This is a genomic window from Gemmatimonadota bacterium (genome assembly GCA_016712265.1).
Classification (GTDB): domain Bacteria; phylum Gemmatimonadota; class Gemmatimonadetes; order Gemmatimonadales; family Gemmatimonadaceae; genus RBC101.
In genome coordinates this window covers 1,129,349-1,142,129 of sequence record JADJRJ010000030.1, presented here as the reverse complement: position 1 = coordinate 1,142,129, position 12,781 = coordinate 1,129,349, and the positions used below count along the sequence as shown (strand labels likewise).

The 12,781-nt window shown below is 69.1% G+C and carries 11 protein-coding genes, 1 tRNA gene and 1 pseudogene; 7 read left to right on the top strand and 6 right to left on the bottom strand.

Annotation, left to right across the window (positions count from 1 at the left end; all coding sequences use genetic code 11):
• Positions 1-19: 19 nt before the first annotated feature.
• The 5 genes from IPK85_20460 to IPK85_20440 are packed head-to-tail and all read right to left on the bottom strand — an operon-like array spanning position 20 to position 4,304.
• Entirely contained in the window at positions 20-1,219 is a 1,200-nt protein-coding gene (locus IPK85_20460; GenBank protein MBK8249744.1) for a hypothetical protein, read from the bottom strand.
• Between the two features lies 1 nt (position 1,220).
• Positions 1,221-2,369 carry a hypothetical protein gene (locus tag IPK85_20455; GenBank protein MBK8249743.1) on the bottom strand — a complete coding sequence of 383 codons (1,149 nt, stop codon included), beginning with the start codon at positions 2,367-2,369 and terminating at the stop codon, positions 1,221-1,223.
• Entirely contained in the window at positions 2,366-3,022 is a 657-nt protein-coding gene (locus IPK85_20450; protein ID MBK8249742.1) for a hypothetical protein, read from the bottom strand. The genes IPK85_20455 and IPK85_20450 overlap by 4 nt, the downstream gene beginning before the upstream one ends.
• Positions 3,022-3,927 carry an ABC transporter ATP-binding protein gene (locus tag IPK85_20445; GenBank protein MBK8249741.1) on the bottom strand — a complete coding sequence of 302 codons (906 nt, stop codon included), beginning with the start codon at positions 3,925-3,927 and terminating at the stop codon, positions 3,022-3,024. Before IPK85_20445 ends, IPK85_20450 begins: the two co-directional genes overlap by 1 nt.
• Positions 3,924-4,304, bottom strand: a complete 381-nt coding sequence (locus IPK85_20440; protein ID MBK8249740.1) for a GntR family transcriptional regulator — start codon at positions 4,302-4,304, stop codon at positions 3,924-3,926. Before IPK85_20440 ends, IPK85_20445 begins: the two co-directional genes overlap by 4 nt.
• 105 nt (positions 4,305-4,409) lie before the next feature.
• Here IPK85_20440 and IPK85_20435 point away from each other — a divergent pair, with 105 nt between their 5' ends.
• From IPK85_20435 to IPK85_20405, 7 genes and pseudogenes are all read left to right on the top strand, one after another.
• On the top strand, positions 4,410-6,407 hold the full coding sequence (locus IPK85_20435; protein MBK8249739.1) for a S9 family peptidase: 1,998 nt from the start codon (positions 4,410-4,412) through the stop codon (positions 6,405-6,407).
• 163 nt (positions 6,408-6,570) lie between these two features.
• Positions 6,571-6,643, top strand: a tRNA-Gly gene (locus IPK85_20430).
• 85 nt (positions 6,644-6,728) lie between these two features.
• A pseudogene (locus IPK85_20425) lies at positions 6,729-7,968 on the top strand (sarcosine oxidase subunit beta family protein).
• A complete protein-coding gene (locus IPK85_20420; protein MBK8249738.1) occupies positions 7,968-8,222 on the top strand; it encodes a sarcosine oxidase subunit delta in 255 nt (84 codons plus the stop codon). Before IPK85_20425 ends, IPK85_20420 begins: the two are co-directional and overlap by 1 nt.
• Complete coding sequence (locus tag IPK85_20415) at positions 8,141-10,450, top strand: (2Fe-2S)-binding protein (GenBank protein MBK8249737.1); 2,310 nt, start codon at positions 8,141-8,143, stop codon at positions 10,448-10,450. The genes IPK85_20420 and IPK85_20415 overlap by 82 nt, the downstream gene beginning before the upstream one ends.
• Positions 10,386-10,988, top strand: coding sequence for a hypothetical protein (locus IPK85_20410; GenBank protein MBK8249736.1), 603 nt, complete (start codon positions 10,386-10,388; stop codon positions 10,986-10,988). Before IPK85_20415 ends, IPK85_20410 begins: the two co-directional genes overlap by 65 nt.
• On the top strand, positions 10,981-11,517 hold the full coding sequence (locus IPK85_20405; protein MBK8249735.1) for a sarcosine oxidase subunit gamma: 537 nt from the start codon (positions 10,981-10,983) through the stop codon (positions 11,515-11,517). The genes IPK85_20410 and IPK85_20405 overlap by 8 nt, the downstream gene beginning before the upstream one ends.
• Here the strand turns inward: IPK85_20405 and IPK85_20400 are convergent.
• A complete protein-coding gene (locus tag IPK85_20400) occupies positions 11,489-12,742 on the bottom strand; it encodes an MFS transporter (GenBank protein MBK8249734.1) in 1,254 nt (417 codons plus the stop codon). The genes IPK85_20405 and IPK85_20400 overlap by 29 nt on opposite strands.
• Positions 12,743-12,781 lie beyond the last annotated feature (39 nt).

Below are 12,781 nucleotides of genomic sequence, written 5' to 3'. Positions count from 1 at the left end.
ACGCCGGGCGCTCGTGCGTTCAGCGACGGGTGGTGTCGCGGAGGAGTCGTCGGGCGCCGCGATAGGATGTGAGGAGCGCGAGCCCCAGCACCGCGCCTAACGCGATCCCGGTCGGGGCCGGGCGTGCGGGCCCGCCCGGGGTGTCGTCGTAGAACTGGCGCATCCAGCGGCTCGTGGCCTCCTCCAGCGTGTGCCCGGCGGCCGTCGCAAAGGCGGAGTCCGCAGCGCGCCCCGATCGCCAGAATTCGCCGAAGCGTTCCGGACCGAGTGCTCGCACCATGTCGCTCAGGAAGAGGCGCTCGTAGCGACCGAGCCGTGGGCCAGCCGTCGAGAAATCCCGAACGTTGAGGGGCGAGTACTCGGGATCAACGCCCCTCGTGGTGCTAGAGTCGAGCGCGAGGATCGCGCGGCAACCGTCCCGGTGCCCGAGGATGCAGCGCGATTGTGTCGCCGTCAGGTCCCAGCGCGGGAGACGCCGCTCACGCATGGGGTCGGACTGGACTGCCGCGTTGACCCATGATGCATTGGCCGCCGTGGAATACTCCATCGCCTCCAGCCACCGGCGCACGGCGGCGCCAGGTCGTCCAAACCGACCCACGAAGGCGCAGGGGCCAAGCAACGACGTGACCGAGGCCAACTGCAACTCGGCGACCTGCGCGCGATTCACGCGGACCACGGCGAGACAGCGCGACCTGAGCGAGTCCGGAAGTAACCAGGTCATGTCGATGGGCCGGCGCACGCGCAGCGCGCTCGCCTGAGTCGTGTCGGATCGCGAACCCGCGATGAAGACCTGCACGCCGATCTCCGAGATCTCCAGCCGGCGCGCCTCGAGGCGCACCAGCGAGTCGATGAAGGTGGCGGCGGCCGTCGCGACCCCGGTATCTACCAGGACGAAGGCGCGCTCCCCGCCACGCAGTCGACGCTGCGCATCTCGCACGGAGATTTCGGACTGCGCCGCATCTCGCGCGTCGATCACAGCGCGAAAGCGTCTGGCCAGGACCGCGCCCCGCTCCATGCGAGTCACACGTTCCGGCGAGAGCCCGGCGAGCCAATTCCGTGGCGCCACGGTCCAGGCAAGGACCACGAGGAAGACCGCCAGCCCCGCGAGATACCACTGCGCCAGGGTGAGGCCGCGGCGGGATCCAGGGCGTTCGGCATCACTCGGTTGGACCAGCCACGCCAGCGCACCGAGGACGATGAGTCCGATCACGAGCGACATCTCAACTCCTCGATCGGGGAAGGGCGAGCAACGCTGCGGCCGCCATGAGACTCGCGGCGATGGCGAAGCCACTGACCGGCGGCGAACCCTGCGGGGTCGCCACGACGCGTGCCCGCCAGGTGGAGATGAGCGAGTCGACCGGGACGCCAGCGACAACCCCGAGTCGTTCCGGGAGTGGCCGTGAGCTGGAGAGCAGTCGATCGATCGCCTGGGGGCCACCGATGTCGAGCGCGAGCAGCAAGAGTCCGCGGCGAACATCTGCGGTCGCCAGCGGTGCGGCGGCGCGGCCTGGTGGGGTCGTCGCGACCATCCGCTCGCACGAAGTAACGACGCCGCGGTCGCACTCCCCGACGAGTCGCTGGCGCGCGCGGTCGCCGTCGCGTGCCACGACGTGTGAGATCCATCGAAAGTCAGACGGCGCGTACCACGACGTGACCGGAGCCGTGTGTTCGCCCCCGAGACCGAGCGATCGCGCGCACGCCGGGACCGATCCGTTTAGGCAGTCGCGTGACGAGGCCGACGGGGATCGCACCATCTGCGTCCGGGCGATCTCCCAAGCCGGCGCACCTGGTGCCGCCGCTCCAAACAGCGAGGTGTCTCCGTCCACGAGGATGACCGACGAACGGAAGTTGCGCCGCCATTGACCCGCAGCGAGCCAGCGGGTGAGCTCGTGGTCGAAGCCGTTGCGCAGGATTTGATCGAAGACGCGGTTGATGGCGTGGCGGATCCCGGTGGCATTTCGCCGACCGACGGCGACCGCGGCCTTCAGGGCGGGATTCTCGCGATGAGAGGCGATGACCGAAAGCGCGAGCAGGCCAGCCTCCGAGTTCCGGTCCGGCACGATCCGGATCTCGAGTTGGGCGCCCATGCGCTCCAGCCAGCCCTGCCCACGCGCGCGGACGTCCGAGAGGCCGAGGCGAAGTCCCTCGCCCGCCAGGGCCACCACGCCGCTATCCACGAGGGCCTGGATCCCGTCGACCGTGAGCGCGTGGAGTCGCCGGGCTGTGACGTCCTCCTGGTCGAGGGCACGCAGTTCCCGCAGGCGAACGACGGCCAGCGAGTCCAGGCGACGGAGGCGGAGTGCGAGTTCGTCGTTAGGCTGCGCGGCCAGCGCACTTGCCAGGAGCGGGACGAGGATGAGGGGTCTCACAGGTCGATCACCGGCCACGCCGAGAAGAGCACGGCAAACGGTGAATAGCGACCCGTGAACACCACACTGATGGCTGCACCAACCGTGGGTCGACCCGCAGATACCTGGGGCTCGAGCCAGAGGGCGACCGTCAAGATCATGGCCGCCCCCATCAAGAGGCGTCGACCGCGGACCCCGAGGCCGAGGCGCAGGCCGAGCGTGAGCGAGAGCGCCATGACCATCACCACCCAGGCCCGCGACGCCGTCTCCCACGCGTACGTCTGCACCCCAGGCGGAAGCGCTGCGCCCACGTTGATCGCCGCGATGCCGAGGAAGATCGCGATCGCCGGTACCAGCAGGAGGAGTGCCCCGCACGCGGCGCGGTACCGCAGGAACGTGTCCCGCCGGATGGGCAGGCTCATCGCGTAGCTGTGGCCATGCCGCGCGTCCTGGCGCCACAACACGTCGCCAGTGATCGCCCCGGCGAGCACGGCCACCAGCGCGATCAGCATCCCCACCAGGCCCGCGGAGGCGAGGATGGCGTCGACCGACGGCGCGCTGACGGTCCAGGGCGACGAGATGCCGAGCACGGGGATCGCGGCACCAACGAGGGAAAGCAAGCCAAGCGGCAGGCGCAGCCACTGCCACGCCACGGTCAGGTGAGCCCGGAACATCAGCGAATCTCCGTGGGACGGGGGCGTCGGGTTGCGCGGAGGAGTTCGACCACGGTTTCCTCGAGGTCGAGCGGGACGGCCTCGATCACCTCGATCCCGCTCCGCGTCAGCCAAGCTTCGGTGTCGGCGCCGTGCCCGCGCACGACCCATTCTTCCGTGCGCCCGGTCGCGCGGCGCGCCACCATGGAGAAGGGCACCGCGCCCAACGTTGCCGGTGCATTCGCCACGCGGAGCCGGCGCAGCGAGTCACGAAAGGCGACGAGCGGCTCCTCCTGGATCAACCGCCCGCCCTCCATGAGCCCCACCCAGTCGCATACCCGCTCGATTTCGTGCACGAGGTGGCTGGCGATGAGGACGGTGGCGCCGGTGTCGGCGACGTACTCGAGCAGCGTGGACAACACATCACGCCGTGCCACGGGGTCCAGCCCATCGGTGGGCTCGTCGAGCACGAGGACGGACGGGCGCGTCGCGAGCGCGAGGAGCAGCTGTAGCTTTCCTGTTTCGCCCTTGGACATGGCGCCGACCACCTGGCTTCGCCGGAGGTCGAAGGCGTCGAGCGCCTGTGTGGCGCGTGCGGCGTCCCACGTGGCGTAGAACGACGCGTGGTAGGCCAGCGTCGCGTCCACCGTAAGCCCTGCGTACAGGTGCGGCCGCTCGGGGACGTACCCCACCGCGCTCAGGGCAAGATGGGCATCGTCAGGCATGGTGTGACCCGCGACGACCACCGTCCCGTCCTGCGCGCGCAACATTCCCATGATCAGCCGGATCGTCGTGGTCTTCCCCGAGCCGTTCGGGCCGAGGAGGCCGTAGATCGCTCCCTGTGGCACCCGGAGCGTCAGGTCGCGCAGGGTGAAGTCGCTGCCGAGCCGGCAGCTCACGTCGGAGAAATGAATCGGAAAGCTCATGCCTTGCGTCCTCCGGTTTCTTCGTCGATGGCGGCGCGTAGCTCCGCCGTGGAGATCCCCGCTCGGGAGGCGGTTTCGATGAACTGTCTGGCCAGGCGCCGGGCTTCGGCGCGCTTCACGCGTTGACGTTGCCCCGCCTCGAGTGCGGCGATGAACGAGCCCGCCCCCTGCTTCATCTCCACCACCCCTTCGGCGGCGAGTTCGCGGTAGGCCTGGACCACCGTGGCCGGGTTCACCCGCAGGTCGGCCGCGAGGGAGCGGACCGAGGGGAGCGGGTCGCCGCCACGCATCTCCCCGGCCGCCACGGCCAGGCGGACCTGGGTGGCGATCTGGGCGTAGATCGGGATGGGACTGCGGGGATCGATGGCGTCGAACACGGCGGATAAGTGTATCGGTGTACTAGTACACTGGGTCAGACGACGACGGCGCGCAAGCGTCACACGGGGGGTAGATTTGGCCGTCCCCTTACACCCGGTGGAGTCATGTTGCGACGTGGTCTGGCCTGTCTGGTCCTGGTGGTTTCCGCGGTGGCTGAGGCGCAGTCGAAGCGCGTGATGACGTTCGAGGATGCCCTGACCCTCAAGCAGCTCTCGGGCGTGCAGGTGTCCCCGGATGGACGACAGGTCGCCTATGTCGTCGAGTCCCTGGACCTGGCGGGGAACAAGACCGACACCGACCTCTGGCTGGCGGCCGCGGACGGTGGCACGCCGGCTCGGCGTCTGACCACGAGCGACAAGAAGGACCGGAGCCCGCGCTGGTCGGAGGATGGCCAGCGCCTGGCCTTTGTCTCGGAGCGCGCGGGTGCTCCGCAGCTCTTCCTGCTCTCGCCATTTGGCGGCGAGGCGGAACAGCTGACGACCGGCAAGAGCGGGGTCATCGACTTCCGCTGGTCTCCGGACGGGTCGCGGATTGCGTACCTCGCGCCGTATGCGATGACCGAGGAGGAGGAGAAGCGGCAGAAGGGCGGGGAAGACGCCATTACGGTGGACCTCAACCTGAAGCACAATCGGCTCTGGGTCATTACGGTCGCCACGAAGGAGGCGAAGGAGCTGGTGGCGCGCGACCTCGACGTCATCGACATCGACTGGTCGCCAGACTCCCGACAGCTGGCCTACACGACGGTCCCATCCATGCGGGCCGACGACATGCACCGGTCGGACGTCTGGGTGGTGGACGCGAGCTCCGGGCAGCAACGGCGGTTGACGGAGAACCTCGGCACGGACCGGTCGGCCCGTTGGTCTCCCGATGGACAATGGCTCGCCTTCCTCACGCGCGCCGCCACGGCGCCGATCATCGCCCATACGAGGTTGGCGGTGATGCCGGCTTCCGGAGGTCAGGCGCGGATCGTGATCCCGGATTCCTATTTGTACGAAGCGGGGACGCCGACTTGGTCCACGGACGGACGGTCGCTCTGGTTCGTGACCACCACGGGCACGACCTCTCAGGTGTTCGCCGTGCCCACCGCCGGCGGCATGCCCCGTCAGGTGACCAACATCGCCGGCGTGCTGGGCGGGTTGTTCGGGTCGGACGGCGTCTCGTTCTCTCGCGACCGTTCGACGTTCGCCGCGGCCTACTCCACGCTGGATCGCGGCCCGGAGGTCGGCCTGTTCGAAGCCAGCGGGGCTGCCCCGCGTGCCGTGACCTCGCACAATGCTCATGTGGCGACGTGGTCGTTAGGCGCGAGCGAGGTCGTCCGCTGGAAGTCCACGGACGGCATGGAGATCGAGGGCATTCTCTTGTATCCGGTCGGCTACGAGCGCGGGAAGAAGTACCCGACCGTGACCGTGGTCCACGGCGGCCCATCCGGCGTCTGGATGCAGGGATTCCCGGCGAGCTGGTACGACAACGCCGGGCATGCCTGGGCCGGGAAGGGGTGGGCGGTGTTCTATCCCAACCCGCGCGGTTCGTCGGGCTATGGCGAGAAGTTCATGCTGTCCAACGTGCGGGATTGGGGCGGCGGCGACTATCGCGACATCCAGACCGGCATCGACGAGCTCGTGAAACGCGGGATCGCCGATCCGGAGAAGCTCGCTCAGGGCGGGTGGAGCTACGGCGGGTACATGACGGCTTGGACCCTCACCCAGACCAACCGCTTCAAGGCGGTGATGGTCGGGGCCGGGCTCACGAACATGTTCTCGATGTACTCCACCAACGACCTGCAGACGCTCCTGGAGAGCTACTACGGCGGTGAGCCGTGGGATGTGAAGCAGCAGTACGAGAAGGCGTCGGCGATGACCTACATCAAGAATGCGAAGACGCCGACGCTCATCCTCCATGGCCAGGCCGACACGCGGGTGCCCGTCGGCCAGGCGCAGGAACTCTACATGGGGCTCAAGAAGAACGAGGTGCCCGTGGAGCTGGTCTTCTACCCCCGCGAGCCGCATGGCCTCCAGGAACCGAAGCACATGGTGGACAAGCTGCAGCGGGAGTACGCGTTTTTTGCTCGCTACGTGCTGGGCGAGCAGAAGGTCGTCCCGTAGGCGCCGGGGCTCGCGGACGGAGCGGGACCAGCCCGGGGGGAGGGCTGGTCCCCTCTGCGGCGGGGAGGGCAGCCTGTATGGTGAGGTCGGGGTCGGGCTGACCCCGGAAGGCCCCACGGCCCCCTACCCAGCGGACCGTCGTCGGCCTACCTTACGCTTCCACGCGGGCGTAATTCAGTTGGTAGAATGCCAGCTTCCCAAGCTGGACGTCGTGGGTTCGAGTCCCATCGCCCGCTCTGACCGATCGTGGAAACGGCGCCCCCCCGGGGCGCCGTTTCTCATTCCCGGGACCCCTTCCGTCCGCCGTGTGACGCGAACAGCTTGCCGCCCGTGACGTCCCCACCGCGCGAGCACGCGTTCCACAACCCCGACCGGCTCTGGTCGACCCCCACGCCGCGCGCCGCTTATGACGTCGTAGTGGTCGGCGGCGGTCTGCACGGACTCGCCACGGCGTATTACCTCGCGAAGAACCACGGCATCACCAACGTCGCGGTCCTCGACCGCTCGTGGATCGGCAATGGCAACGCGGTGCGAAACACCACGGTCATTCGCTCGAACTACCTGCGCGAGGAGAGCATGCCGTTCTACGAGTTCTCGCTGCAGCTATGGGCGACGCTGGGCGACGAGCTGGGGCATGATGTGCTCTTTGATCCGCGCGGGATGCTGACCTTGTGTCACTCGCGCCACGAGGCCGCGGTCGCACAACGCACGATGTATGCGAATCGCCTCCATGGGATCGATGCCGAATGGCTGGATCCGGGCGAGGTGAAGCGAGTTCTGCCCGATCGTGAACATCGCCGAGGACGTTCGCTACCCGGTCTACGGTGCGACCTTGCAGCGTCGCGCGGGGATCGCCCGGCATGACGCGGTGGTCTTCGCGCTGGCTCGCGCGGCGCACGCGCTCGGGGTCCACCTCATCCAGGGATGTGAGGTGACGGGATTCGAGCAGGTTGATGGGCGGGTGACCGGCGTGGTGACGACCCGTGGCCGCATTGGTGCGGGACGTGTGGGGCTCGTCGGTGCCGGTCGCAGCTCCCTGCTCACGCAACTCGCCGGCTTCGACGTCCCGATCCAGAGCTACCCGCTGCAAGCCCTCGTCTCGGAGATCTTCGACCAAGTGCTCCCCTGCGTCGTGATGTCCGGTGCGCTGCACGTGTACGTGAGCCAGGCGCACAAGGGCGAGTTGGTGATGGGCGCGTCGCGCGACAACTACCTGTCCTACGCACAGCGCGGGTCGTTCCACATCCTCGAGCACCAGCTCCAGGCGGCGCTCGAGTTGTACCCGATCATGGCGCGGGCCCACGTGCTGCGTGTATGGGCGGGGATCGTCGACATGACACCGGACGCGTCGCCGATCCTGGGTGTGACGCCGGTCCGGGACCTGTTCCTCAATTGTGGGTGGGGCACCGGGGGCTTCAAGGCGACCCCGGCATCGGGTTGGGTGTTCGCCCACACGCTTGCGACCGGGGAACCCCACGAGCTGAATGCCCCCTTCACCCTGGACCGGTTCACGACCGGGGCCCTGATCGATGAGCACGGCGCGGGAGTGAGCGCGCACTGATGCTGCAGATCCCTTGTCCCTGGTGTGGGCCGCGTGAGGAGGAGGAGTTTCGGTATGGCGGGGAGGGGGTCCCCATCCCGCCAGACGCCGATGATGCGACCTGGGCCCGGGTGCTCTACGTCCGCTCGAACCCGGCAGGCAGCTACGCCGAGCGGTGGGTGCATGCGGCAGGATGCCGGCAGTGGTTCCATGTGGTGCGGAGCACGCTGACGCACGAGCTTCTCGAGGTCCGGCCCATCGGGGAGGCGCCATGAGGCGGCTTTCGCGTGGTGGGCGCGTGGATCGCACGCGGCCGTTGTCCTTCTGGTTCGACGGCACGCGCTACGCTGGCTTTGCCGGGGACACGGCGGCGTCGGCGCTGCTGGGTGCCGGGGTCGACGTCATTGGCACGAGTGTCAGCGCGGGGCGTCCGCGCGGGATCATGGCGTCCGGCCTCGAGGAACCGACGGGGTTTGCCCAGGTGGTCGAGACCGGGGTGACGGAACCGCTCGTCCGGCTCTCGGCCATGCGACTGGTGGACGGGATGCGGCTCGAGGGGGCGAACCGGATCACCAAGGGCTACCTGCAGGACGGCGAAGACCCCGCGCGATTCGACAAGCGCCACGCCCACGTGGACGTGTTGGTCATCGGCGGCGGTCCTGCGGGGCTGGCGGCGGCCGCGACGGCGGCTGCGGCTGGCGTGGAGGTGATGCTCATCGACGCGGGCCAGGAGCCAGGAGGGGCGCTCCTGCGCGACGGGGAGGACGCCGTGGTGCACGAGCTCCGCTCCGCGTTAGGTGCCGTGCGTCTCCTCCCGCAGTGCACTGCAGTGATGCTGCTCGACGGGAATGGGATCGTCGCCCTGCAGCGCGACGTCGACGACGCCACGCGTGGCCGCCTGTGGCAGGTTCGGGCGAGGGCGATCGTGCACGCCACCGGGATGCTCGAGCGACCAGTGGTCTTTTCGGACAACGATCGCCCTGGCGTGATGCTGGCGTCGGCAGCGCGCGACTACCTGGAGCGTTTTGCGCTCGCTCCGGAACGCGGGACCGTGTTCACCACGAGCGACGATGGCTACCGGACCGCGCTGGCGTGGCACGCGGCCGGGGTGGAGGTGGCCGCGATCGTGGATCCGCGTCCCCCGGGGAGCGGCCTGCTACGCCATCGGGCCGAGCTGGCCGGGCTGCGGATCATCGATCGCGCGGTCGTCGAGGGAACCGACGGCGACGCCCAGGGCAGGGTCACGGCCATTCGGGTGCGCTCGCGGGACGGCAGGGTCCGCTTGGCGACTGACCTGCTGGCCGTCTGTGGTGGGTGGGAGCCGAACATCAACCTGCACCTGCATCTCCGTGGCGCCACGCGGTACGACGCCTGGTGGTGTGCGGCCGTGCCCGAGCGACCGTTGCCGGGGCAGTGGATCGCGGGCGGCGCCAACGGGCGCGGGGACACGGCGAGTTGCCTGGACGAAGGGGTGCGGGCTGCGCGCGAAGCGTTAGGCGCGTGCGGGATCGTGGCGCGGGAGGTGGTGCTGCCGGTGGTCCCTGCGGTCGTGGAGGACGAGCCGGCCCAGCTGTGGCGCGTGCCGTCCGCCGATGGCGACGAGTCCCGCTCGTTTGTGGACCTGCATCGCGATGCGACGGTGGCCGGCGTGGAGCGTGCGGCGGCCGCCGGGCTCACGCACATCGAGCACGTCAAGCGCTACACCCTCATCGGCACCGGGGTCGAGCAGGGGCGCAGTGCGCGCGTGAACGCGGGCGTCCTGACGGCCGCACTCCTGGACCAGCCGGTGTCCCAGATCGGCACGTCGGGGAGCCGTCCGCCGGTTGGAACCGGTGGCCTTTCATGCGTTCGCTGGCCGCGCGCACGGGGCGATGTTCGAGCCCGTCCGCCGGACCTCGCTACACCATCGCCACGAAGCGCTCGGCGCCACCTTCGAGCCTGCCGGCCAGTGGATGCGCCCGTCGTGTTACCCGCGTCCCTTCGAGGCGCCGGACGCGGCGATCCGTCGCGAGTGCCGGGCCGTGCGCACCGCCGTCGGCGTCGCCGATGTGTCGACGTTAGGCAAGATCGACGTGCAAGGGCCGGATGCGTCCTGGTTCCTCGACCAGCTCTACGTCAATGGGATCGGCACCATCCCGGTGGGCAAGGGGCGCTACTCCATGATGTGCCGGATGGATGGCGCTGTCCTGGACGACGGCCTGGTGTTGCGCCTGGCCGACCAACACTTCTTCGTGACGACCTCCACCAGCCATGCAGCCGCCGTCGTGGACTGGATGGAGGAGTGGCTCCAGACGGAGTGGCCGACCCGTCGCGTCTGGGTGACTCCGGTCACCGAGGAATACGCAACGGTCGCCATCGCCGGACCGAAGGCCCGGGAGGTCATGCAACGCGTGGCGCCAGCGCTCGACGCGAGCCGCGAGGCCTTCCCCTTCCTCGGCGTGCGGCGCACGGATATCCCCGGGGTGGGCGAGGCCATCGTGGCGCGAGTGAGCTTCTCCGGTGAGCTGGCATTTGAGGTCAGCGTGCCGTGGGACCTTGCCGCCGTCGTGTGGGACACCGCCGTCAACGCGGGCGCGACGCCGTACGGCCTCGAGGCGTTGCAGTCCCTGCGCATCGAGAAGGGGTATGTGATCGTCGGGCAGGACACCGAAGGGACGACCACGCCACACGATGCGGGGCTCGGTTGGCTTGTCGGCAAGGACAAACCGTGCGTCGGTCAGAGATCGTGGCGACGACCGGCGATGCTCGCGGAGGATCGCCCCCAGCTGGTGGGGATCGCCCCCTGGAACGGAGACGAAGTGATTCCCGAGGGCGCGGCGCTCACGCGGAAGGTCCATGCGCCCCCGATGCAGCTGGACGGCCACGTCACCTCGTATCGGTGGAGCGAGACGCTCGGGCGCTCGTTAGGTCTGGCGCTCGTCAAGGGCGGCCGTGCGCGGCTGGGCGAGACGTTGTACGTCCCGCTGGACGGAGGCGTCGTCGCCGTGTCTATCGTGGACCCGGTCCACTACGATCCCCGGGGGGCGCGTCGCGATGGATGAGTCGTCCCTGGTCGCGCTGATGCGGTCGGCGTCGGGCACGGCGGCCACGCTGGAGCCGCTTGATGTGCGCCCCGGCCTTACCCTGCGTGCGCGCGGTGAAGGCAACGACCGCCTCGCGGCCGCGCTCGGCGTGGCCGCGTTGCCCGTCACAAACCAGGTGCAGCGCCTCGCAGACGGGGCCCTCCTGTGTGGCCTTCGGCCTGACGAATGGGTGTGCCTCGGCGATGGTCCTCCCGCTGGACCTGTGCGGGAGGCCCTCGGCGAGGACGGCGCCGTCGTCGACACCTCTGCTTCGCGCGTCGCGTTTGCCCTGTACGGGCCGGGCGCGCGTGAGGTGCTCGCCAGCTGCTGTGCCCTCGACGTGCGCCCGCATGTGTTTGGCGTTGGGCAGTGTGCGCAAACGCTGCTTGGGCGAGTGGGCGTCTTCCTGCTCCCCCTGGCGACGGATCGTTACCTGGTCGCCTGTCGATCCAGTTCCGCCGACTACGTGGTGCGTTGGCTTACGGACGGGATGCGTTCGGTGCGCTGAGCGCGGGTGCGGGCGGTCGCACCAGGAGCCAGAGCAGCGCAGCGGTCACCTGCATCGCGGCCCAGAAGCCCAGCATGGCGGTCCATCCCCAGGCGTCCTTCATGGGGGGCACCAGCCAGATGGAGACGACACCACCCAGGTTGCCCATGAGGTTGAGGACCCCGCCGGCTGATCCTGGGTTGTCGCGGCCGATAGCGGCGGCGGTGGTCCAGAAGGGGGACTCCGTGCTGGAGATCAGCGCGACCGAAGCGCCTAACGCGAGAATGGCCAGGGTGGCGCTCGGGAGGTTGGCCCCAATCGTCACGAGCACGGCCGAGGTGATCAGCGAGGCCATGGCGGCGCGCTGCCGGGCGACCGGTGCGTCGATGCGTCGACTCCATCGGTCGATGGCGACGCCGAGGACGGGGGCCACGGCAAAGGCCATGAGATTGGGCAGGCTTCCCCAGCCCCCGCTGGCGAGCACGGAGAAGCCGCGGCCCTCCGTCAGGTAACGGAAGAACCAGAACACAAAGACGAAGTGGACGGCGGAGTGCAAGAAGTAACTCGCCGAGAGGACCAGGAGGTTGCGATCGCGCAGCAGGGCAAGCGACTCGCGCATCTGCAGGCCGAGCAGCCGGGCGGGGCGTTCGGTGGCCGTCGGGGCATCGTTGGGGGCGAGCGCGAACCAGGCGACCGCCATGGCGAGTCCCACTACGCTGCTGGCGATGAAGACCGCGCGCCATCCCATCGCGACCATGAGCGGGGCCAGGGTCAGCGGGGCAAGCGCCGCTCCAAGCATTGAGCTGGCAATGTAGATCGACACGGCGCTGACGCGACGGTTGGCCGGCACCGAGCGGGTGACGGCAAGGGCGGCCACCGGGAACGTCGGGGCCTGTGTCATCCCCAGCAGCACCCGGGTCGCGAAGAGCGAGAGGAACGCGAGGCCAGCGGTGGAGACCGTGAGGCCGGAGAGCAGGTTCGCCAGGCTCCAGCCAATGATCGAGAGCCCCATGATGAGGCGTGCGCCGTACCGGTCGCCGAGGAACCCGCCCGGGAGCTGGAAGACGGCGTAGACGAACTGGAATCCCCACGCGCTGATGATCCCCATGTCGGCCATGGTCAGCCCCAGGTCCGGGGCCATGTGCTCCTGGGCGATCGTGATGTTGGTACGCAGCCCGTACCCGACCAGGGTAACGGCGGCGAGCAACCAGACCAGGCGGTTCGAGGCGGATGAGGATCCAGTCATGCCAGGGGAAAGGGCGCGGGAACGTAGCGCACGCCGCCG

Coding starts and splice junctions, on each gene's coding strand:
- IPK85_20460 (MBK8249744.1), bottom strand. CDS start 1,219: ATGTCGCTCGTGATCGGACTCATCGTCCTCGGTGCGCTGGCGTGGCTG.
- IPK85_20450 (MBK8249742.1), bottom strand. CDS start 3,022: ATGTTCCGGGCTCACCTGACCGTGGCGTGGCAGTGGCTGCGCCTGCCG.
- IPK85_20445 (MBK8249741.1), bottom strand. CDS start 3,927: ATGAGCTTTCCGATTCATTTCTCCGACGTGAGCTGCCGGCTCGGCAGC.
- IPK85_20435 (MBK8249739.1), top strand. CDS start 4,410: ATGTTGCGACGTGGTCTGGCCTGTCTGGTCCTGGTGGTTTCCGCGGTG.
- IPK85_20420 (MBK8249738.1), top strand. CDS start 7,968: ATGCTGCAGATCCCTTGTCCCTGGTGTGGGCCGCGTGAGGAGGAGGAG.
- IPK85_20415 (MBK8249737.1), top strand. CDS start 8,141: ATGCCGGCAGTGGTTCCATGTGGTGCGGAGCACGCTGACGCACGAGCT.
- IPK85_20405 (MBK8249735.1), top strand. CDS start 10,981: ATGGATGAGTCGTCCCTGGTCGCGCTGATGCGGTCGGCGTCGGGCACG.
- IPK85_20400 (MBK8249734.1), bottom strand. CDS start 12,742: ATGACTGGATCCTCATCCGCCTCGAACCGCCTGGTCTGGTTGCTCGCC.